Here is an 18,223-nt window from a genome sequence, read left to right as displayed (position 1 = left end):
GTTGATTGATACCCAGCATTCGCGGGCAAGCCCGCTCCCACATTTGGTTTATGGCGCCCTGAAGATCAGGCCGGCCCCTAATCCTCGTTTCCTGACACTTCTGGCATAACACTTGCTCCAGCCTAGCCAAGCAACAATGAAAACCCCGATTAGTGACGGATTATTGGCATGGCGAAGAGTGAAGCGGCAGCTGTAAAAGACCCTGCAACCAAAGGCAAGCTCAAGCTGATCATCGTGATCGTAGTGGGCTTGCTCCTGGCCATCGGTGTGTCCGTGGGGGCAACCTGGTATTTCATGCACAGCGCTCAAGGCAAGCCTGCGGCGGCGGCCGAAGCCGCGCCGGTGGGCAAGCAGCCGGCGGTTTTCGAGCCCATGGCGCCTGCCTTCGTGGCCAACTACACGCAGAACGGTCGCCAACGCTACATGCAGGTCAGCATTACTTTGGTGGGCCGTAACCAGGCCGACCTGGAGGCCTTGCGAGTGCACATGCCGCTGATCCGCAATAACCTGGTGATGCTGTTTTCCGGGCAGAACTTCGACACCCTCGCCACGCCCGTCGGCCAGGAAATGCTGCGTCAGAAAGCCACGGCCAGCGTGCAGGAAGTGGCTCAGAAAGAGCTGGGCAAAGTGGTGATCGAACAGTTGCTCTTCACTAACTTCGTATTGCAGTAGGAACACGACATGGCCGTGCAGGACCTGTTGTCCCAGGACGAAATCGACGCGCTGTTGCACGGTGTCGACGACGGCCTGGTGCAAACCGAAAACGCTGCTGAACCGGGCAGCGTCAAAAGCTACGACCTGACCAGCCAGGATCGCATCGTTCGCGGACGCATGCCGACCCTGGAAATGATCAACGAGCGTTTCGCCCGCTACACCCGCATCAGCATGTTCAACATGCTGCGCCGCTCCGCCGACGTGGCCGTTGGTGGCGTGCAGGTGATGAAGTTCGGTGAATACGTGCACTCGCTGTACGTACCCACCAGCCTCAACCTGGTGAAGATCAAACCGTTGCGCGGCACGGCACTGTTCATCCTTGACGCCAAGCTGGTGTTCAAGCTGGTGGACAACTTCTTTGGTGGTGATGGTCGCCACGCCAAGATCGAAGGCCGTGAATTCACCCCAACCGAGTTGCGGGTAGTGCGCATGGTGCTGGAGCAGGCTTTCGTCGACCTGAAAGAAGCCTGGCAGGCGATCATGGAAGTGAACTTCGAGTACATCAACTCGGAAGTGAACCCGGCCATGGCCAACATCGTCGGGCCGAGCGAAGCCATTGTGGTCTCGACCTTCCACATCGAACTCGATGGCGGTGGCGGCGACCTGCATGTGACCATGCCGTACTCGATGATCGAGCCAGTACGTGAAATGCTCGACGCCGGTTTCCAGTCGGACCTCGACGACCAGGACGAGCGCTGGATCAACGCGCTGCGCCAGGACGTGCTGGACGTCGACGTGCCGATCGGTGCGACGGTCGCTCGTCGTCAATTGCGCCTGCGGGACATCCTGCACATGCAGCCGGGGGACATCATCCCCGTCGAGATGCCCGAAGACATGATCATGCGCGCCAATGGCGTACCGGCCTTCAAGGTCAAGATGGGCTCTCACAAAGGCAACCTGGCGTTGCAGGTGATCGAGCCGATCGAACGCCGCTGAGCGGTGTCGTACTCCTAAGTTTGAAGAATTTACGTTTTTAACTGATTTTTGCCCGCCGAGGACAAATGATGGCTGACGATATGAATACCCAGGATGACCAGGCGCTGGCCGACGAGTGGGCTGCGGCCCTGGAAGAAACCGGCGACGCCGGGCAGTCCGACATCGATGCCTTGCTGGCAGCCGACACCGGCGCCCACGGGTCCAACCGCCTGCCGATGGAAGAGTTTGGCAGCGTGCCCAAGAGCCATGAGCCGGTGACGCTGGACGGTCCGAACCTGGATGTGATCCTCGACATCCCGGTGTCCATTTCAATGGAAGTGGGCAGTACCGACATCAACATCCGCAACCTGCTGCAGCTCAACCAGGGCTCGGTGATCGAGCTGGACCGCCTGGCGGGCGAGCCGCTGGATGTGCTGGTCAACGGCACGCTGATCGCCCATGGCGAAGTGGTGGTGGTCAACGAGAAGTTCGGCATTCGCCTGACGGACGTGATCAGCCCGAGCGAACGCATCAAGAAGTTGCGCTGAGTGAAAGCTTTCTTCGCAGCCGCATTGATGCTGCCGTTCAGTGTGCTGGCGGCCGAACCGGTGGCCAGTGTGGCCGCTGCGCCGGCGACGGGCAGCGGCGTGGCCGGGCAACTGGCGCAGTTGGTGCTCGGTTTGCTGCTGGTGCTGGGGTTGATTTTCTTCCTCGCCTGGATGCTGCGGCGTGTGCAACAGGCCGGGCCGGCCGGCAAGGGGCAGGTCATCGACATCGTCGGTTCCCGCGCGCTCGGTCCCCGGGATCGGCTGGTGTTGGTGCAAGTGGGTAACGAGCAGATTCTGCTGGGCCTGAGCCCGGGCACGATTACCGCATTGCACGTGCTCAAGGAGCCGGTGCAGGTGCCCTCCACCGAGCAGGCCAGCCCCGAATTTGCCCAGCGCCTCATGGAGTTGCTGGGGAAAGACCAGAAGGATAAAAAGTAATGCCGTTGCGCATTCTGTTGGCGCTGGCCCTGATGCTGGCCGCGCCGTTGGTGTTCGCCGCCGATCCGCTGTCGATCCCGGCGATTACCCTGGGCACCAACGCCCAGGGTGCTCAGGAATACTCGGTCAGCCTGCAGATCCTGCTGATCATGACCGCGCTGAGTTTCATCCCGGCGTTCGTCATGCTGATGACCAGCTTCACCCGGATCATCATCGTCTTTTCGATCCTGCGCCAGGCCCTCGGCTTGCAACAGACGCCGTCGAACCAGATCCTCACCGGCATGGCGCTGTTCCTGACCATGTTCATCATGGCCCCGGTGTTCGACCGGGTGAACCAGGATGCGCTGCAACCGTATCTGGCGGAAAAGCTCAGTGCCCAGGATGCGGTAGCCAAGGCTGAGGTCCCGATCAAGGATTTCATGCTGGCCCAGACCCGCAGCAGCGACCTGGAACTGTTCATGCGCCTGTCCAAGCGTACCGACATCGCCAGTCCCGACCAGGCGCCACTGACCATCCTGGTGCCGGCGTTCGTGACCTCCGAGCTGAAAACCGCGTTCCAGATCGGCTTCATGATCTTCATTCCGTTCCTGATCATCGACCTGGTGGTTGCCAGTGTGTTGATGGCCATGGGGATGATGATGCTATCGCCGTTGATCATTTCCTTACCGTTCAAGATCATGCTGTTTGTGCTGGTGGACGGCTGGGCGTTGATCATTGGCACCCTGGCGGGCAGTTTCGGCGGTGTTTAAGCCTTTTGTGCGGGTAGCAAGATATGACGCCTGAAGTAGCGGTTGACCTGTTTCGCGAAGCGCTCTGGCTGACCACCATGATGGTCGCCATCCTGGTGATCCCCAGCCTGCTGGTGGGGTTGCTGGTGGCAATGTTCCAGGCCGCGACCCAGATCAATGAACAGACCCTGAGCTTCCTGCCACGCCTGTTGGTCATGCTGGTGACGTTGATCGTCGCCGGGCCTTGGCTGGTGCAAACTTTCATGGAATACATCCTGCAGTTGTACGGCAGTATTCCGCAGTTGATCGGCTGACCCGATGTCGATGCTCGCGTTGACGGACACCCAGATCAGTTCCTGGGTGGCGGCGTTCGTGCTGCCGCTGTTTCGCGTCACCGCCGTGCTGATGAGCATGCCGGTCTTCGGCACCACCCTGGTACCGAGGCGCGTACGCCTGTATTTCGCCCTGGCAATCACCGTGGTTATCGCGCCTGGGCTGCCACCGATGCCACAGATCCATGCCCTGGATCTGAGTGCATTGATGCTGGTGGCCGAGCAAATTCTCATCGGTGCCTTGATGGGCTTTTCGCTGCAGCTGTTTTTCCAGGCGTTCGTGGTCGCCGGACAAATCATCTCGGTCCAGATGGGCATGGCCTTCGCGTCCATGGTCGACCCCACCAACGGCGTCAATACCGCGGTGATCGGCCAGTTCCTGACAATGCTGGTGACCTTGCTGTTTCTCGCCATGAACGGGCATCTGGTGGTGTTCGAAGTCCTCACCGAGAGCTTCACCACCATGCCGGTGGGCAGTGCCTTGCTGGTCAACCATTTCTGGGAGATCGCCGGCAAGCTCGGCTGGGTCTTGGGCGCAGCGATGGTGCTGGTATTGCCTGCGATCACGGCGTTGCTGGTGGTCAACATTGCCTTTGGCGTGATGACCAGGGCGGCTCCGCAGTTGAACATCTTCTCCATCGGTTTTCCGCTGACGCTGGTGTTGGGCATGGTGATTTTCTGGATCAGCATGGGCGACATCCTCAATCAATATCAGCCCTTGGCCACCGAGGCCTTGCAGCTGCTACGCGACATGGCACAGGCGCGCTGAACCATGGCTGAGAGCGAGAGTGGCCAGGACAAGACAGAAGACCCCACGGATAAGCGCAAGCGCGAATCCCGTGAGAAGGGCGAGATCGCTCGTTCCAAGGAGCTCAATACCCTGGCGGTGATGCTCGCCGGGGCGGGCGGTCTGTTGATCTATGGCGGTGGGTTGGCCATGGATCTGCTGGAAATCATGCGTCTGAACTTTTCCCTGCCTCGCGAAGTGCTGCTCACCCCGGGGGCCATGGCGCAATACCTGCTGCATTCAGGCAAGATCGCGATCCTGGCGGTGCAGCCGGTGTTGCTTTTATTGTTGCTGGCTGCTGTTGTCGGTCCGATTTCCCTGGGTGGCTGGCTGTTCGCCGCCGGAAGCATGGCCCCCAAGTTCAGTCGGATGAACCCGGCTGCCGGCATCAAGCGCATGTTCTCCACCACGGCTTTGATGGAGCTGCTCAAGGCTCTTGGCAAGTTTTTCCTGGTTCTGTTCGTGGCGTTGACGGTTTTGCAGTCCGATATTGACGACTTGCTGCGTATTGCTCACGAGCCGCTGGAACAGGCCATCATCCACAGCGTCCAGTTGGTGGGTTGGAGCACCCTGTGGATGGCCTGTGGCTTGATATTGATCGCCGCCATCGACGTGCCGATCCAGCTTTATCAGAGCAAGCAGAAGCTGATGATGACCAAGCAGGAGATTCGCGACGAGTACAAGGACCAGGAGGGCAAGCCAGAGGTCAAGCAACGGATCCGCCAGTTGCAGCGCGAGGTCTCCCAGCGCCGGATGATGGCGGCTATCCCGGACGCCGATGTGGTCATCACCAACCCGACCCACTATGCCGTAGCGCTCAAATACGACCCCGAAAAAGGCAACGCGCCGGTATTGCTCGCCAAGGGCAGCGATTTCCTGGCGCTGAAGATCCGCGAAATTGCCGTGGCCAACGAAGTGATGCTGCTCGAATCCCCAGCCCTGGCGCGGTCGATCTACTACTCCACGGAACTGGACCAGGAAATTCCCGGTGGCCTGTACCTGGCCGTGGCCCAGGTATTGGCCTACGTCTACCAGATCCGCCAGCACCGCGCCGGCAAGGGCAAGCGTCCCGAACCGCTCAAGGATTTGCCGATTCCGCCGGATCTGCGGCGCGATTCCTGAAGCGAACGCTAAACCCTGTGGGAGCGGGCTTGCCTGGTGTTGAGACCTCTATCTCAGCCTCCGGCCAAAGTTGGAAGGCTTCTTGCAATACCCCGTCTGCGCCCCCTCCGGGCGTCAAAAGTTTGCTTCACAGGAACGGGGATTATTGGTGGATCGCTCTCAGTTACTCAGCGCCGCGCGCAGCAACGTCGTAGACCTCAGTCGGGGTAACCTGGGCGTGCCGTTGTTGCTGCTGGTCATGCTTGCCATGATGATGCTGCCGGTGCCGCCGTTCCTGCTGGACGTGTTCTTCACGTTCAACATCGCCTTGTCCATTGTCGTCCTGCTGGTGTGCGTCTACGCTTTGCGGCCGCTGGACTTTGCCGTATTCCCGACCATCCTGCTGGTGGCCACGCTGTTGCGCCTGGCGCTGAACGTGGCGTCCACCCGTGTGGTCATGCTCCACGGCCAGGACGGTCACGCCGCCGCCGGTAAGGTCATCCAGGCCTTCGGTGAGGTGGTGATCGGCGGCAACTACGTGGTCGGTATCGTGTTTTTCGCCATTTTGATGATCATCAACTTCGTTGTGGTGACCAAGGGCGCCGGGCGGATCTCCGAGGTGAGCGCACGGTTCACCCTCGATGCGATGCCCGGCAAGCAGATGGCGATCGACGCCGACCTCAACGCCGGCCTGATCGATCAGAACCAGGCCAAGCTGCGACGCCTGGAAGTGGCCCAGGAAGCCGAGTTCTACGGTTCCATGGACGGTGCCAGTAAGTTCGTGCGCGGTGACGCCATCGCCGGCCTGCTGATTCTGTTCATCAACCTGATCGGTGGCATGGCGGTCGGTATCTTCCAGCACAACATGTCGTTCGGTGATGCTGGCAAGGTTTACGCCTTGCTGACCATTGGTGACGGTTTGGTGGCGCAATTGCCATCACTGTTGTTATCCACAGCGGCGGCGATCATGGTGACCCGTGCTTCGGGCTCCGAAGACATGGGCAAGCAGATCGGTCGGCAGATGTTCGCCTCGCCCAAGGCCCTGGCCGTTGCGGCCGGCCTGATGGCGGTGATGGGCCTGGTGCCGGGCATGCCACACGTTTCCTTCCTGACCATGGCCGCCGTTGCGGCGGGCGGCGCCTACCTGTTCTGGAAGAAGCAGAACATGCAGAAGCTCCAGGCCCTGCAAGAGGTCAAGCGTCAGCAGGAATTGTTGCCTTCGCCGGCTCGCGCCATGGAAACCAAGGAACTGGGCTGGGACGACGTGACGCCGATCGACATGATTGGCCTGGAAGTCGGCTACCGCCTGATTCCTTTGGTCGACCGCAACCAGGGCGGCCAGTTGCTGGCGCGGATCAAGGGCGTGCGCAAGAAGCTGTCCCAGGATCTGGGGTTCCTGATGCCCACGGTCCATATCCGCGACAACCTCGACCTGGCGCCGAGCGCCTATCGCCTGACGCTGATGGGGGTGATCCTGGCCGAGGCCGAGATCTACCCGGACCGCGAGCTGGCGATCAACCCGGGGCAGGTCTACGGCACGCTCAACGGCATCACCGCCAAGGATCCGGCTTTCGGCCTGGAAGCGGTGTGGATCGAAATCAGCCAGCGGGCCCAGGCCCAGTCCCTCGGCTATACCGTAGTGGACGCCAGTACCGTGGTGGCAACCCATTTGAACCAGATCCTCTACAAGCACTCCAGCGAGCTGATTGGCCACGAAGAAGTCCAGCAATTGCTGCAAGTACTGGCCAAGGGCTCGCCGAAACTGGCCGAAGAATTGGTGCCGGGTGTGCTTTCGCTGTCGCAACTGCTCAAGATTCTTCAGGCGCTGCTGGCCGAGCAAGTGCCGGTGCGCGACATCCGCAGCATCGCCGAAGCCATCGCCAACAACGCTTCCAAGAGTCAAGATACCGCCGCTATGGTGGCGGCGGTGCGCGTCGGCGTCTCCCGCGCAATCGTCCAAAGCATTGTAGGCACTGAGTCCGAGCTGCCTGTGATCACTCTGGAACCAAGGTTGGAACAGATATTGCTCAATAGTCTTCAGAAGGCAGGACAAGGCTCGGAAGAGGGTGTCCTGCTGGAGCCAAGCATGGCCGAGAAGCTGCAGCGTTCGCTGATCGACGCAGCCCAACGGCAAGAGATGCAAGGCCAACCGGTGATCCTGCTGGTGGCCGGTCCGATTCGCGCGATGCTCTCGCGATTCGGGCGCCTCGCGGTCCCGGGGCTGCACGTGCTGGCGTACCAGGAAATACCGGACAACAAGCAAGTGACCATCGTTGCGACAGTAGGGCCCAACGGCTGAGGTAGTGGTTTATGCAAGTGAAGCGTTTTTTCGCCGCCGATATGCGTCAGGCCATGAAGCTGGTTCGTGACGAGCTGGGCGCTGAAGCAGCCATCATCGGCAATCGCCGGATCGCTGGCGGTGTCGAGCTGACGGCGGCTCTGGATTACAAATTGTCGGCGCTGGCCCCGCGGGTTCCGAACATGGAACTCGAGGACGAGCTGCGCAAGACCCAGTCGCGCATCGCCAGCGCCCAGGCCGAATTGAGCCTGCGCAGCAGTGAAGGCGAGGCTGCCGGCACCAATCGTCAATTGTTCGCTGGCCAGCCGCTCACCGCCGGCCTGCCGCTGACCGCAGCTGAACCACTCATCGAACCGGCCCCGGCCGAACCGCGTCGCGCTGCACCGGCCCAGGCCGCGCCAGCCCGTGGTGTCGACCCGCGTGCCCTGGACTCGATGCGCTTCGAACTCAACAGCCTGCGTGAACTGATGGAAGTTCAATTGGGCTCCCTGGCCTGGAACCAGCTGCAAGGCAGCCGTCCGGCCCAGGCCAACCTGTGGCGTCGCCTGCAACGCATCGGCCTGTCCGGCCCGTTGTCCCGGGACCTGCTGGCGCTGATCAACGGCATCGAAGAGCCTCGCCAGGCCTGGCGCATGTTGCTGGCGCACCTGGCACGCATGATTGCCACACCGGAAGTCGAGCCGCTGGAAGAGGGCGGTGTGATTGCCATGGTCGGTCCTGCCGGCATGGGCAAGACCACCACCTTGGCCAAGCTCGCCGCCCGTTATGTTCTCAAGTACGGCGCCCAGAGCATCGCCCTGGTGAGCATGGACAGTTTCCGCATCGGTGCCCAGGAGCAACTCAAGACCCTGGGCCGGATCCTCAATGTGTCGGTGACCCATGTGGATCCGGGCCAATCCCTGGCCCAGGCGCTGGAGCCATTGCTGCGCAAGCGCGTCGTGCTGATCGATACCGCCGGCCTGCAAGCCAGCGATCCGGCCCTGCGCATGCAGCTTGAAAGCCTGGCCGGGCGTGGTATCAAGTCGAAAAATTATCTCGTGTTGGCAACCACCAGCCAGAAACAGGTTCTAACCGCCGCATACCACAGCTACAAGCGCTGCGGGCTGGCCGGCTGCATCCTGACTAAGCTGGATGAAACGGCAAGCCTGGGCGAGGTGTTGAGCCTGGCGATCGGCCATGAACTGCCGGTGGCTTACCTGACCGACGGGCCGCGGATCCCGGATGATTTGCATCTGCCGCGCCGTCATCAACTGGTCAGCCGTGCCGTGAGTGTGCAAATGCAGGAAGAACCCAGCGAAGAAGCCATGGCTGACATGTTCGCTGATATCTACCACAGCCCGACCAAGCAGGTCGGCTGAGGTAATCATGAATATTTTTTGTACCTACATCGATGGTCTGCCATGCATTGTTCCGTATGTGAACGCGCAGCCAGTAATGTGGCCTCCGTCTAAGTAAGACAAGGTAAAGAACGAACATGGGCAGCATGCATCCCGTACAGGTGATCGCGGTGACCGGCGGCAAAGGTGGCGTCGGGAAGACTAACGTGTCAGTGAACTTGTCCCTGGCTCTGGCAGAGCTTGGCCGACGGGTCATGCTGCTGGACGCCGACCTGGGCCTGGCGAACGTCGACGTGCTGCTGGGGCTCACACCCAAGCGCACCCTGGCGGACGTCATCGAAGGCCGTTGCGAACTTCGCGATGTGCTCTTGCAAGGGCCCGGCGGGATTCGCATCGTGCCGGCAGCCTCCGGCACCCAGAGCATGGTTCACCTGACCCCGGCCCAGCACGCGGGCCTGATCCAGGCCTTCAGCGACATCGGGGACAACCTCGATGTGCTGGTGATCGACACCGCAGCCGGCATCGGCGACTCGGTCGTCAGTTTCGTCCGCGCCGCCCAGGAGGTATTGCTGGTGGTCTGCGACGAGCCGACGTCCATCACCGACGCCTATGCCCTGATCAAGTTATTGAACCGCGACTACGGCATGAACCGCTTCCGTGTCCTGGCCAACATGGCCCAGAGCCCTCAGGAAGGACGCAACCTGTTCGCCAAGTTGACAAAGGTCACGGATCGCTTCCTGGACGTCGCCCTACAATACGTCGGCGCCGTGCCTTACGACGAAAGCGTACGTAAGGCTGTCCAGAAGCAACGTGCCGTCTATGAAGCCTTTCCACGTTCCAAATGCGCGCTGGCGTTCAAGGCAATCGCCCAGAAGGTCGATACCTGGCCACTGCCGGCCAACCCACGCGGGCATCTGGAATTTTTCGTCGAGCGTCTCGTGCAACAAACAGCAGGGCCCGTGTTATGACAGCCAGCGGTTACAACCATCTCTACAAGAAATCGGCACGGGACGCCCAATACGAACTGATCGAGCGTTACGCGCCCCTGGTCAAGCGCATCGCCTATCACTTGCTGGCCCGGTTGCCGGCCAGTGTCCAGGTCGAGGACTTGATCCAGGCGGGCATGATCGGTTTGCTTGAAGTGTCGAACAAATATGACGCGAGCAAGGGTGCCAGTTTCGAGACCTATGCCGGTATCCGCATTCGCGGCGCAATGCTCGATGAAGTCCGCAAGGGTGATTGGGCACCGCGTTCGGTGCATCGCAATACCCGCATGGTCAGTGATGCCATTCGTGCAATTGAAGCTAAAACCGGGCGTGACGCTAAAGATCACGAGGTTGCGGCCGAACTCCAGTTAAGTCTCGATGATTATTACGGGATTTTGAACGATACCTTGGGCAGTCGCCTGTTCAGTTTCGACGACCTGTTGCAGGACGGCGAACACGAAGGACTGCACGAGGACGGCGCGAGTGCTCACATGGAGCCGTCGCGTGACCTGGAAGATGAGCGTTTCCAGAGCGCGCTGGCGGATGCGATTGCCAATTTGCCGGAGCGTGAGCGACTGGTCTTGGCGCTGTACTACGACGAAGAGCTGAACCTCAAGGAAATCGGTGAAGTCCTGGGGGTCAGCGAATCGCGGGTCAGCCAGTTACACAGCCAGTGCGCGGCCCGTTTGCGGGGGCGTTTGGGGGAGTGGCGAGCGCGCTGACAGGCAGTGTGGAGACATGGCAAGACAGGTATGGCGTGCGCCGTACCAGTCGTCATTCGTTGTGCTCCGTACCGTTGTCGAGTGTTGTGCCGGATTGATTGAAATGGCGCGTTCAGGTGCTGGACGCGTTTAAGACTGCTTGGAGGTCGAATTGGACAAGAACATGAAAATCCTCATCGTTGATGACTTCTCAACGATGCGGCGGATCATTAAGAACCTGTTGCGTGACCTTGGGTTCACCAACACGGTCGAGGCCGACGATGGCACTACTGCCATCCCGGTCCTCAACAGCGGGAGCATCGACTTTCTGGTGACTGACTGGAACATGCCCGGCATGACCGGTATCGACTTGCTGCGCCACGTGCGCGCCGATGAAAAACTCAAGCACCTCCCGGTGCTGATGGTCACCGCCGAAGCCAAGCGCGAGCAGATCATCGAAGCGGCCCAGGCCGGTGTGAACGGCTACGTGGTCAAACCCTTCACGGCCCAGGCGTTGAAAGAGAAGATCGAAAAAATCTTTGAACGCATCGGTTAACGGCGCCACGGGGGAGCTATGGATAACGAATCTTCAATGGGCGATTTCGAATCGACCCTGAAAAAACATGCCCGCGAACTGGTCGACAGCCTTGAAAAGGGCCGCTTCGGTGATGCGGTTCAAATGATTCATGAGCTCAACCAGACCCGCGATCGTGGTCTGTACCAGGAAGTCGGCAAGCTCACCCGTGAACTGCACAGTGCGATCGTCAATTTCCAGATCGACCCGCACATGCCGCAGGCCGAGGAAGTCTCGCAGATCACTGACGCCACCGAGCGCCTGGGTTATGTGGTCAAGCTCACCGAGGCCGCGGCCAACCGCACCATGGACCTGGTGGAAAGCGCTACCCCGTTGGTCAATGGACTGAGCGAAGAAGCCCAGGCCCTGAGCACCGACTGGGGCCGCTTCATGCGCCGCGAAGTGGGTGCCGAGGAGTTTCGCGAACTGGCCCGTCGAGTCGACGGTTTCCTGACGCGCAGCAGCACCGAGAACCGTGCGGTGGCGAGCAACCTCAATGACATTCTGCTGGCCCAGGACTATCAGGACCTGACAGGCCAGGTAATCAAGCGTGTGACCCAACTGGTCACCGAAGTGGAAAGCAATCTGCTCAAACTGGTGTTGATGGCCAGCCAGGTCGACCGCTTTGCAGGCATCGAACACGACCGTGAAGCGATACTTGCTGAAAAAGATCCACAAAAACATCTCTCTCAGGGTGAAGGTCCGCAGATTCATGCCGATAAAAGAGAAGACGTTATGTCCGGTCAGGACGATGTGGACGATTTGCTGTCCAGCCTTGGATTCTGAGTTTTAGCCCTGTTTTAGGAGCAGCCACTAATGAGCTTCGGCGCCGATGAAGAGATCCTTCAGGATTTCCTGGTTGAGGCCGGCGAGATTCTAGAGCAACTGTCTGAGCAACTGGTCGAGCTGGAAAGCCGACCGGATGATGCAGATCTGCTCAATGCAATTTTTCGCGGTTTCCACACTGTAAAAGGAGGCGCCGGCTTCCTCCAGCTCAATGAGCTGGTGGAGTGCTGCCACATTGCCGAAAACGTGTTCGACATCCTGCGCAAGGGTGAGCGACGCGTCGATTCGGAATTGATGGACGTGGTGCTTGAAGCGCTGGATGCGGTCAACAGCATGTTCAGCGAAGTGCGTGAGCGCTCGCCGATTACCCCGGCCACCCCTGAGTTGCTTGCCGCGCTGTCGCGCCTGGCCGAGCCGCAATCGGCTGACGCCGCACCGGTGGTCGAGACGATCGTTGAAGAACCGGTCGCCGAAGCATCGGGTGACATCACCGATAATGAATTCGAACAACTGCTGGACTCGCTGAACGCCGTCAAGGCCGAGGCCGAGGCACCAGCCGCTCCTGTCGCCCCTGCTGCGCCGGCGGCCTCTGCTGCTGGCAGCGATGAAATCACCGACGCTGAGTTCGAGTCACTGCTCGATCAGTTGCATGGCAAGGGCCAGTTCGCGGTCGATGCCGTCGTTCCTGCGGCAGCCCCGGCGACCCCAGCCGCGCCGAAAGCGGCCGGCGACAACTCCGACATCACCGATGATGAATTCGAAGCGCTGCTCGATCAGTTGCACGGCAAGGGCACCTTTGCCGTTGACGCGCTGGATTCGGCCATCGCTTCCGCGCCGACTCCGGCCAAGCCTGCCGCTGCTGCGGCCGGCAGCGACCTGATCAGCGACCACGAATTCGAGTCGCTGCTCGACGAGCTGCACGGCAAAGGCAAGTTCAGCGAAGTCGGTACGGCTTCTGTTGCGCCCGCCGCCACCGTCGCACCCGCGGCCAAGGCAGCGCCTAAACCCGCCGCCAAGGCACCGGAGCCGAAAGCCGAGGCCCCCAAGCCTGCCGCTGCAGCTGCCCCGGCGCCGGCCCGTGCCCCTGCGGCTGCGCCGGCGGAAAAACCCGCCAGCGAAGCCGAGACCACTGTGCGGGTCGACACTGCGCGCCTGGACGAGATCATGAACATGGTCGGCGAACTGGTGCTGGTGCGTAACCGCCTGGTTCGCCTGGGCCTCAACAGCCAGGACGAAGCCATGTCCAAGGCCGTGTCGAACCTCGACGTGGTCACGGCCGACCTGCAGACCGCCGTCATGAAGACGCGGATGCAGCCGATCAAGAAAGTCTTCGGGCGCTTCCCGCGCCTGGTTCGTGACCTGGCTCGCCAGCTCAAGAAAGAAATCAATCTGGAACTGGTGGGCGAAGAGACCGACCTGGACAAGAACCTTGTCGAGGCCCTGGCCGACCCATTGGTCCACTTGGTGCGCAACTCGGTCGACCACGGTATCGAAGAGCCGGCTGACCGCGAAGCGATGGGCAAGCCCCGCAGCGGCAAGGTCATCCTGTCGGCTGAACAGGAAGGCGACCACATCCTGTTGTCCATCTCCGATGACGGCAAGGGCATGGACGCTGATGTCCTGCGCGGTATCGCCGTGAAGAAAGGCCTGATGGACAAGGACGCGGCGGACCGGCTCAGCGAGTCGGATTGCTTTAACCTGATCTTCGCACCAGGCTTCTCGACCAAGACCGAAATTTCCGACGTCTCCGGACGTGGCGTGGGCATGGACGTGGTGAAAACCAAGATCGCCCAGCTCAATGGCACCATCAACATCTACTCGACCAAGGGCAAGGGCTCGAAGATCGTCATCAAGGTCCCGCTGACCCTGGCGATCATGCCAACCCTGATGGTGATGCTGGGCAACCAGGCGTTCGCCTTCCCGCTAGTCAACGTCAACGAGATTTTCCACCTCGACCTGTCGCGCACCAACGTGGTGGACGGCCAGGAAGTGGTGATCGTGCGGGACAAGGCACTGCCGTTGTTCTACCTCAAGCGCTGGCTGGTCAGCTCTGCGGCTCACGTGGAACAGGGCGAAGGCCATGTGGTGATCCTTTCGGTGGGCACCCAGCGGATCGGCTTTGTCGTCGACCAGTTGGTGGGCCAGGAAGAAGTGGTCATCAAGCCGTTGGGCAAGATGCTCCAAGGCACCCCGGGCATGTCCGGCGCCACCATCACCGGCGACGGCCGCATCGCGTTGATTCTCGATGTGCCAAGCATGCTCAAGCGCTACGCCGCACGGCGTATTTGATTCAAGACAGGCGTGGCCCAGAGCCGCGCCTCGTCTAACGGAGTGTTTATGGTAGTTAAAGTCCTGGTGGTGGATGATTCGGGGTTCTTCCGCCGCCGCGTCTCGGAAATTCTTTCGGCTGACACAACGATTCAGGTCGTCGGTACGGCGACCAACGGCAAAGAGGCGATCGATCAGGCGCTGGCCCTCAAGCCAGACGTGATCACCATGGACTACGAGATGCCGATGATGGATGGCATCACGGCAGTGCGACATATCATGCAGCGCTGCCCGACCCCCGTATTGATGTTCTCCTCCCTGACCCATGAAGGCGCCCGGGTGACCCTCGATGCGCTGGACGCCGGGGCGGTGGATTTCCTGCCGAAGAATTTTGAGGACATTTCCCGCAATCCGGACAAGGTCCGGCAATTGTTGTGCGAAAAGGTCCATAGCATTTCCCGCAGCAACCGGCGTGTCTCCGCCTACAGCGCACCGACGCCTGCACCTGTTGCAGCGCCAAGCCCTGTATCGACCCCGGTTTCCTCGAGCAGCTTCAATCCGGCACCGGTGCGCAGCGCTCCGGCCCCCGCGCCTGCTCGCCCGGCGCCGGCACCCGCCAGCACGTCGTCACCGGCACCCAAGCGCAAGGCCTACAAGCTGGTCGCCATCGGTACGTCCACGGGTGGCCCGGTGGCGCTGCAACGGGTCCTGACCCAATTGCCGGCCAATTTCCCGGCCCCCATCGTGCTGATCCAGCACATGCCGGCGGCGTTTACCAAGGCGTTCGCGGAGCGGCTGGACAAGCTGTGCAACATCAGCGTCAAGGAAGCCGAGGATGGCGACATCCTGCGACCGGGCCTGGCGTTGTTGGCCCCTGGTGGCAAGCAGATGATGGTCGACGGCCGCGGCGCGGTGAAAATCCTGCCGGGTGACGAGCGCCTGAACTACAAGCCTTGTGTGGACATCACTTTCGGTTCCGCCGCCAAGTCCTACGGCGACAAGGTTCTGGCGGTGGTGCTCACCGGCATGGGCGCCGACGGTCGCGAAGGCGCGCGCCTGCTCAAGCAGGGCGGCAGCGCGATCTGGGCCCAGGATGAAGCCAGCTGCGTGATCTACGGCATGCCGATGGCGATCGTGAAAGCGGATCTTGCCGACGCGGTGTACGGGTTGGACGATATCGGCAGGCACCTGGTCGAGGCGTGCCTGTAATGGATGTGCTCAGCCTGATTGGCATCATCATGGCGTTCGTCGCCATCATTGGCGGCAACTACCTGGAAGGCGGTCACCTGGGGGCGTTGGCTAACGGCCCGGCCGCCTTGATCGTGCTCGGTGGCACCGTCGGCGCTGCATTGCTGCAGTCGCCGATGAGCGCGTTCAAGCGCGCCATGCAGGTGCTGATCTGGATCCTGTTCCCGCCGCGGGTCGACCTGGCCGGCGGTATCGATCGGGTCGTGAACTGGAGCCTGACCGCTCGCAAGGAAGGCTTGCTGGGCCTGGAAGGGGTGGCCGATGCCGAACCCGACAATTACTCGCGCAAAGGCCTGCAATTGCTGGTGGACGGCGCCGAGCCGGAAGCCATCCGCAGCATCCTGGAGGTGGATTTCTACACCCAGGAGAGCCGTGACATCGAAGCGGCCAAGGTATTCGAAAGCATGGGCGGCTACGCGCCGACCATCGGCATCATCGGTGCGGTGATGGGCTTGATCCATGTCATGGGCAACCTGGCCGATCCGTCGCAACTGGGCAGCGGCATCGCGGTTGCGTTCGTGGCCACGATCTATGGTGTGGCGAGTGCCAACCTGGTGCTGCTGCCGATTGCCGCCAAGCTCAAGTCCATCGCGTTGCGCCAGTCGCGCTATCGCGAAATGCTGCTGGAGGGGATCCTGTCGATCGCCGAAGGCGAGAACCCGCGTTCCATTGAGTTGAAGCTCCAGGGCTTCATGGACTGATGGGGGAGATGACACATGGCACGTCGCAGGCACACTGAAGAACACGTCAATCATGAACGTTGGCTGGTTTCCTACGCCGACTTCATCACACTGCTGTTTGCCTTTTTCGTGGTCATGTATTCGATCTCGTCGGTCAACGAAGGCAAGTACAAGGTTATTTCCGAGGCGCTGATCGGCGTCTTCACCGACTCCGATCGTGCCCTCAAGCCCATTCCCATCGGCGATGAGCGGCCCAAGAGCACGACCCCGGCCAAGCCGCTGGTCAAGGACACCGATCAGGTCGATACCGGTATCGCCGGCGGCAGCGATCCGTTGAAAAGCATTGCCGATGACATCAGCGCCGCGTTCGGTGACCTGATCAGCTCCAACCAGATGACGGTACGCGGCAACGAACTGTGGGTCGAGATCGAACTCAATTCCAGCCTGTTGTTCGGCAGTGGTGATGCCATGCCCAGCGACCTGGCCTTCAACATCGTCGACAAAGTGGCGGCGATCCTGAAGCCATTCGACAACCCGATCCATGTCGAAGGCTTTACCGACGACCAGCCGATCCGTACCGCGCAGTATCCGACCAACTGGGAGCTGTCTTCGGCCCGTTCGGCGAGCATCGTCCGCATGCTCGCCATGCAGGGCGTGAACCCCGGTCGCCTGGCCTCGGTAGGCTATGGCGAGTTCCAGCCGGTGGCCAACAACGCTACTGTCGAGGGGCGCGCGCGCAACCGGCGAGTGGTGCTGGTGGTGTCGCGCAACCTCGACGTCCGCCGCAGCCTGACGGGTACCGGTACGGCCAATGCAAAACCCGATGCGGCATTGAAGCGTGCTGGCACACAAACTGCACCGGCCCCGGTCAAGTCGCCGGGAAGACAGAGTGCCGTCAATTCTCCGTCACCCGCTTTATAACCGAGCTATTTCTCGGTCGAGCCTGTTTCGGCCGGGAGGAACGATCCGAATGAGAGTCTGGGCAGTCGCCAATCAAAAAGGTGGTGTGGGCAAAACCACATCTTCCATCGCTTTAGCCGGATTGCTGGCCGAGGCGGGCAAGCGCGTGGTCATCGTCGATCTGGACCCCCACGGCTCCATGACCAGTTACTTTGGCTACGATCCCGATACCCTGGAACACAGCAATTACGACCTGTTCCTGCATAAGGGCACCGTGCCCGAAGGCTTGCCGGGGCAATTGCTGCTGTCCACCAGCGACGAGCGGATTTCCCTGCTGCCGTCGAGCACCGCCCTGGCCACCCTGGAGCGTCAGTCGCCAGGACAGAGCGGCCTCGGCCTGGTGATCGCCAAGACTCTGGCACAACTGTGGCAGGATTTCGATTACGCGATTATCGACAGCCCGCCGCTGCTGGGGCTGCTCATGGTCAACGCCCTGGCAGCCAGCCAGCAATTGGTGATTCCGGTGCAGACCGAACACTTGGCGGTGAAAGGCCTGGAGCGCATGGTCAATACCCTGGCGATGGTCAACCGTTCGCGCAAGCAAACCCTGGCCTTCAATATCGTGCCGACCCTGTTCGACCGCCGCACCCAGGCGTCCCTGGGGACCCTGCGCGTATTGCGGGACATGTACCCGGACGACATCTGGCAGGGCTACATACCGGTCGATACCCGCCTGCGCGATGCCAGTCGTGCCGGCGTGACCCCTTCACAATTTGATGGCAAGAGCCGTGGTGTGCTGGCCTACCGCGCGCTGCTCAAGCACCTGCTGGCCCAACAACTCGTTCCCCAGCAGGTGGCTTAAGGTGACCAGGCTCTCCACA

19 protein-coding genes are annotated in these 18,223 nt (G+C 61.0%); all 19 read left to right on the top strand.

Going from position 1 to position 18,223, the window contains the following annotated elements; genetic code table 11:
* Positions 1-168: 168 nt before the first annotated feature.
* The 19 genes from fliL (at position 169) to PFLQ2_RS08635 (ending at position 18,204) form a co-directional block, all read left to right on the top strand.
* Complete coding sequence (gene fliL, locus PFLQ2_RS08545) at positions 169-672, top strand: flagellar basal body-associated protein FliL (protein WP_003184020.1); 504 nt, start codon at positions 169-171, stop codon at positions 670-672.
* A gap of 9 nt (positions 673-681) precedes the next feature.
* Positions 682-1,650 carry a flagellar motor switch protein FliM gene (gene fliM / locus PFLQ2_RS08550; protein WP_003184019.1) on the top strand — a complete coding sequence of 323 codons (969 nt, stop codon included), beginning with the start codon at positions 682-684 and terminating at the stop codon, positions 1,648-1,650.
* A gap of 68 nt (positions 1,651-1,718) precedes the next feature.
* Positions 1,719-2,177 (top strand): flagellar motor switch protein FliN, encoded by a 459-nt coding sequence (gene fliN, locus PFLQ2_RS08555; protein WP_003184016.1) that lies wholly within the window; start codon positions 1,719-1,721, stop codon positions 2,175-2,177.
* Positions 2,178-2,204: 27 nt separating this feature from the next.
* A complete protein-coding gene (gene fliO / locus PFLQ2_RS08560) occupies positions 2,205-2,615 on the top strand; it encodes a flagellar biosynthetic protein FliO (protein ID WP_172680619.1) in 411 nt (136 codons plus the stop codon).
* Positions 2,615-3,364 (top strand): flagellar type III secretion system pore protein FliP, encoded by a 750-nt coding sequence (gene fliP / locus PFLQ2_RS08565; RefSeq protein WP_003184011.1) that lies wholly within the window; start codon positions 2,615-2,617, stop codon positions 3,362-3,364. Before fliO ends, fliP begins: the two co-directional genes overlap by 1 nt.
* Before the next feature lie 23 nt (positions 3,365-3,387).
* On the top strand, positions 3,388-3,657 hold the full coding sequence (gene fliQ, locus PFLQ2_RS08570) for a flagellar biosynthesis protein FliQ (RefSeq protein ID WP_003184009.1): 270 nt from the start codon (positions 3,388-3,390) through the stop codon (positions 3,655-3,657).
* Positions 3,658-3,661: 4 nt separating this feature from the next.
* Positions 3,662-4,444: a flagellar biosynthetic protein FliR gene (gene fliR / locus PFLQ2_RS08575; RefSeq protein WP_003184006.1), complete on the top strand. Its 783-nt coding sequence runs from the start codon at positions 3,662-3,664 to the stop codon at positions 4,442-4,444.
* A gap of 3 nt (positions 4,445-4,447) precedes the next feature.
* Positions 4,448-5,584 (top strand): flagellar biosynthesis protein FlhB, encoded by a 1,137-nt coding sequence (gene flhB, locus PFLQ2_RS08580; RefSeq protein WP_003184004.1) that lies wholly within the window; start codon positions 4,448-4,450, stop codon positions 5,582-5,584.
* A gap of 148 nt (positions 5,585-5,732) precedes the next feature.
* On the top strand, positions 5,733-7,862 hold the full coding sequence (flhA, locus tag PFLQ2_RS08585; RefSeq protein WP_033046586.1) for a flagellar biosynthesis protein FlhA: 2,130 nt from the start codon (positions 5,733-5,735) through the stop codon (positions 7,860-7,862).
* 11 nt (positions 7,863-7,873) lie between these two features.
* A complete protein-coding gene (gene flhF / locus PFLQ2_RS08590; RefSeq protein WP_003184002.1) occupies positions 7,874-9,220 on the top strand; it encodes a flagellar biosynthesis protein FlhF in 1,347 nt (448 codons plus the stop codon).
* 116 nt (positions 9,221-9,336) lie between these two features.
* Entirely contained in the window at positions 9,337-10,167 is an 831-nt protein-coding gene (fleN, locus tag PFLQ2_RS08595) for a flagellar synthesis regulator FleN (protein WP_003184001.1), read from the top strand.
* Positions 10,164-10,907 carry an RNA polymerase sigma factor FliA gene (fliA, locus tag PFLQ2_RS08600; RefSeq protein ID WP_003184000.1) on the top strand — a complete coding sequence of 248 codons (744 nt, stop codon included), beginning with the start codon at positions 10,164-10,166 and terminating at the stop codon, positions 10,905-10,907. Before fleN ends, fliA begins: the two co-directional genes overlap by 4 nt.
* Before the next feature lie 163 nt (positions 10,908-11,070).
* Complete coding sequence (locus PFLQ2_RS08605) at positions 11,071-11,442, top strand: chemotaxis response regulator CheY (protein ID WP_003183998.1); 372 nt, start codon at positions 11,071-11,073, stop codon at positions 11,440-11,442.
* Between the two features lie 18 nt (positions 11,443-11,460).
* Entirely contained in the window at positions 11,461-12,246 is a 786-nt protein-coding gene (locus PFLQ2_RS08610; RefSeq protein ID WP_003183983.1) for a protein phosphatase CheZ, read from the top strand.
* Positions 12,247-12,276: 30 nt separating this feature from the next.
* The gene (locus PFLQ2_RS08615) at positions 12,277-14,535 is read left to right on the top strand and encodes a chemotaxis protein CheA (RefSeq protein WP_003183981.1); all 2,259 of its coding nucleotides are present in this window, start codon (positions 12,277-12,279) and stop codon (positions 14,533-14,535) included.
* Between the two features lie 48 nt (positions 14,536-14,583).
* Entirely contained in the window at positions 14,584-15,723 is a 1,140-nt protein-coding gene (locus PFLQ2_RS08620) for a protein-glutamate methylesterase/protein-glutamine glutaminase (protein WP_003183979.1), read from the top strand.
* Complete coding sequence (locus PFLQ2_RS08625; protein ID WP_003183977.1) at positions 15,723-16,463, top strand: flagellar motor protein; 741 nt, start codon at positions 15,723-15,725, stop codon at positions 16,461-16,463. The genes PFLQ2_RS08620 and PFLQ2_RS08625 overlap by 1 nt, the downstream gene beginning before the upstream one ends.
* Positions 16,464-16,478: 15 nt before the next feature.
* Complete coding sequence (gene motD, locus PFLQ2_RS08630) at positions 16,479-17,363, top strand: flagellar motor protein MotD (protein ID WP_003183975.1); 885 nt, start codon at positions 16,479-16,481, stop codon at positions 17,361-17,363.
* A 49-nt stretch (positions 17,364-17,412) separates the two neighbouring features.
* Positions 17,413-18,204: a ParA family protein gene (locus tag PFLQ2_RS08635; protein WP_003183972.1), complete on the top strand. Its 792-nt coding sequence runs from the start codon at positions 17,413-17,415 to the stop codon at positions 18,202-18,204.
* The last annotated feature ends 19 nt before the right edge of the window (positions 18,205-18,223 follow it).

The sequence above is a fragment of the Pseudomonas fluorescens Q2-87 genome, from assembly GCF_000281895.1.
GTDB lineage: Bacteria > Pseudomonadota > Gammaproteobacteria > Pseudomonadales > Pseudomonadaceae > Aquipseudomonas > Aquipseudomonas fluorescens_S.
This window is presented reverse-complemented; position numbering and strand designations above follow the sequence as displayed.

Excerpts from the sequence above, each read along its gene's own strand:
- fliL (WP_003184020.1), top strand. The coding sequence starts at position 169 with ATGGCGAAGAGTGAAGCGGCAGCTGTAAAAGACCCTGCAACCAAAGGC.
- fliM (WP_003184019.1), top strand. The coding sequence starts at position 682 with ATGGCCGTGCAGGACCTGTTGTCCCAGGACGAAATCGACGCGCTGTTG.
- fliN (WP_003184016.1), top strand. The coding sequence starts at position 1,719 with ATGGCTGACGATATGAATACCCAGGATGACCAGGCGCTGGCCGACGAG.
- fliO (WP_172680619.1), top strand. The coding sequence starts at position 2,205 with ATGCTGCCGTTCAGTGTGCTGGCGGCCGAACCGGTGGCCAGTGTGGCC.
- fliP (WP_003184011.1), top strand. The coding sequence starts at position 2,615 with ATGCCGTTGCGCATTCTGTTGGCGCTGGCCCTGATGCTGGCCGCGCCG.
- fliQ (WP_003184009.1), top strand. The coding sequence starts at position 3,388 with ATGACGCCTGAAGTAGCGGTTGACCTGTTTCGCGAAGCGCTCTGGCTG.
- fliR (WP_003184006.1), top strand. The coding sequence starts at position 3,662 with ATGTCGATGCTCGCGTTGACGGACACCCAGATCAGTTCCTGGGTGGCG.
- flhB (WP_003184004.1), top strand. The coding sequence starts at position 4,448 with ATGGCTGAGAGCGAGAGTGGCCAGGACAAGACAGAAGACCCCACGGAT.
- flhF (WP_003184002.1), top strand. The coding sequence starts at position 7,874 with ATGCAAGTGAAGCGTTTTTTCGCCGCCGATATGCGTCAGGCCATGAAG.
- fleN (WP_003184001.1), top strand. The coding sequence starts at position 9,337 with ATGGGCAGCATGCATCCCGTACAGGTGATCGCGGTGACCGGCGGCAAA.
- fliA (WP_003184000.1), top strand. The coding sequence starts at position 10,164 with ATGACAGCCAGCGGTTACAACCATCTCTACAAGAAATCGGCACGGGAC.
- PFLQ2_RS08605 (WP_003183998.1), top strand. The coding sequence starts at position 11,071 with ATGAAAATCCTCATCGTTGATGACTTCTCAACGATGCGGCGGATCATT.
- PFLQ2_RS08610 (WP_003183983.1), top strand. The coding sequence starts at position 11,461 with ATGGATAACGAATCTTCAATGGGCGATTTCGAATCGACCCTGAAAAAA.
- PFLQ2_RS08615 (WP_003183981.1), top strand. The coding sequence starts at position 12,277 with ATGAGCTTCGGCGCCGATGAAGAGATCCTTCAGGATTTCCTGGTTGAG.
- PFLQ2_RS08620 (WP_003183979.1), top strand. The coding sequence starts at position 14,584 with ATGGTAGTTAAAGTCCTGGTGGTGGATGATTCGGGGTTCTTCCGCCGC.
- PFLQ2_RS08625 (WP_003183977.1), top strand. The coding sequence starts at position 15,723 with ATGGATGTGCTCAGCCTGATTGGCATCATCATGGCGTTCGTCGCCATC.
- motD (WP_003183975.1), top strand. The coding sequence starts at position 16,479 with ATGGCACGTCGCAGGCACACTGAAGAACACGTCAATCATGAACGTTGG.
- PFLQ2_RS08635 (WP_003183972.1), top strand. The coding sequence starts at position 17,413 with ATGAGAGTCTGGGCAGTCGCCAATCAAAAAGGTGGTGTGGGCAAAACC.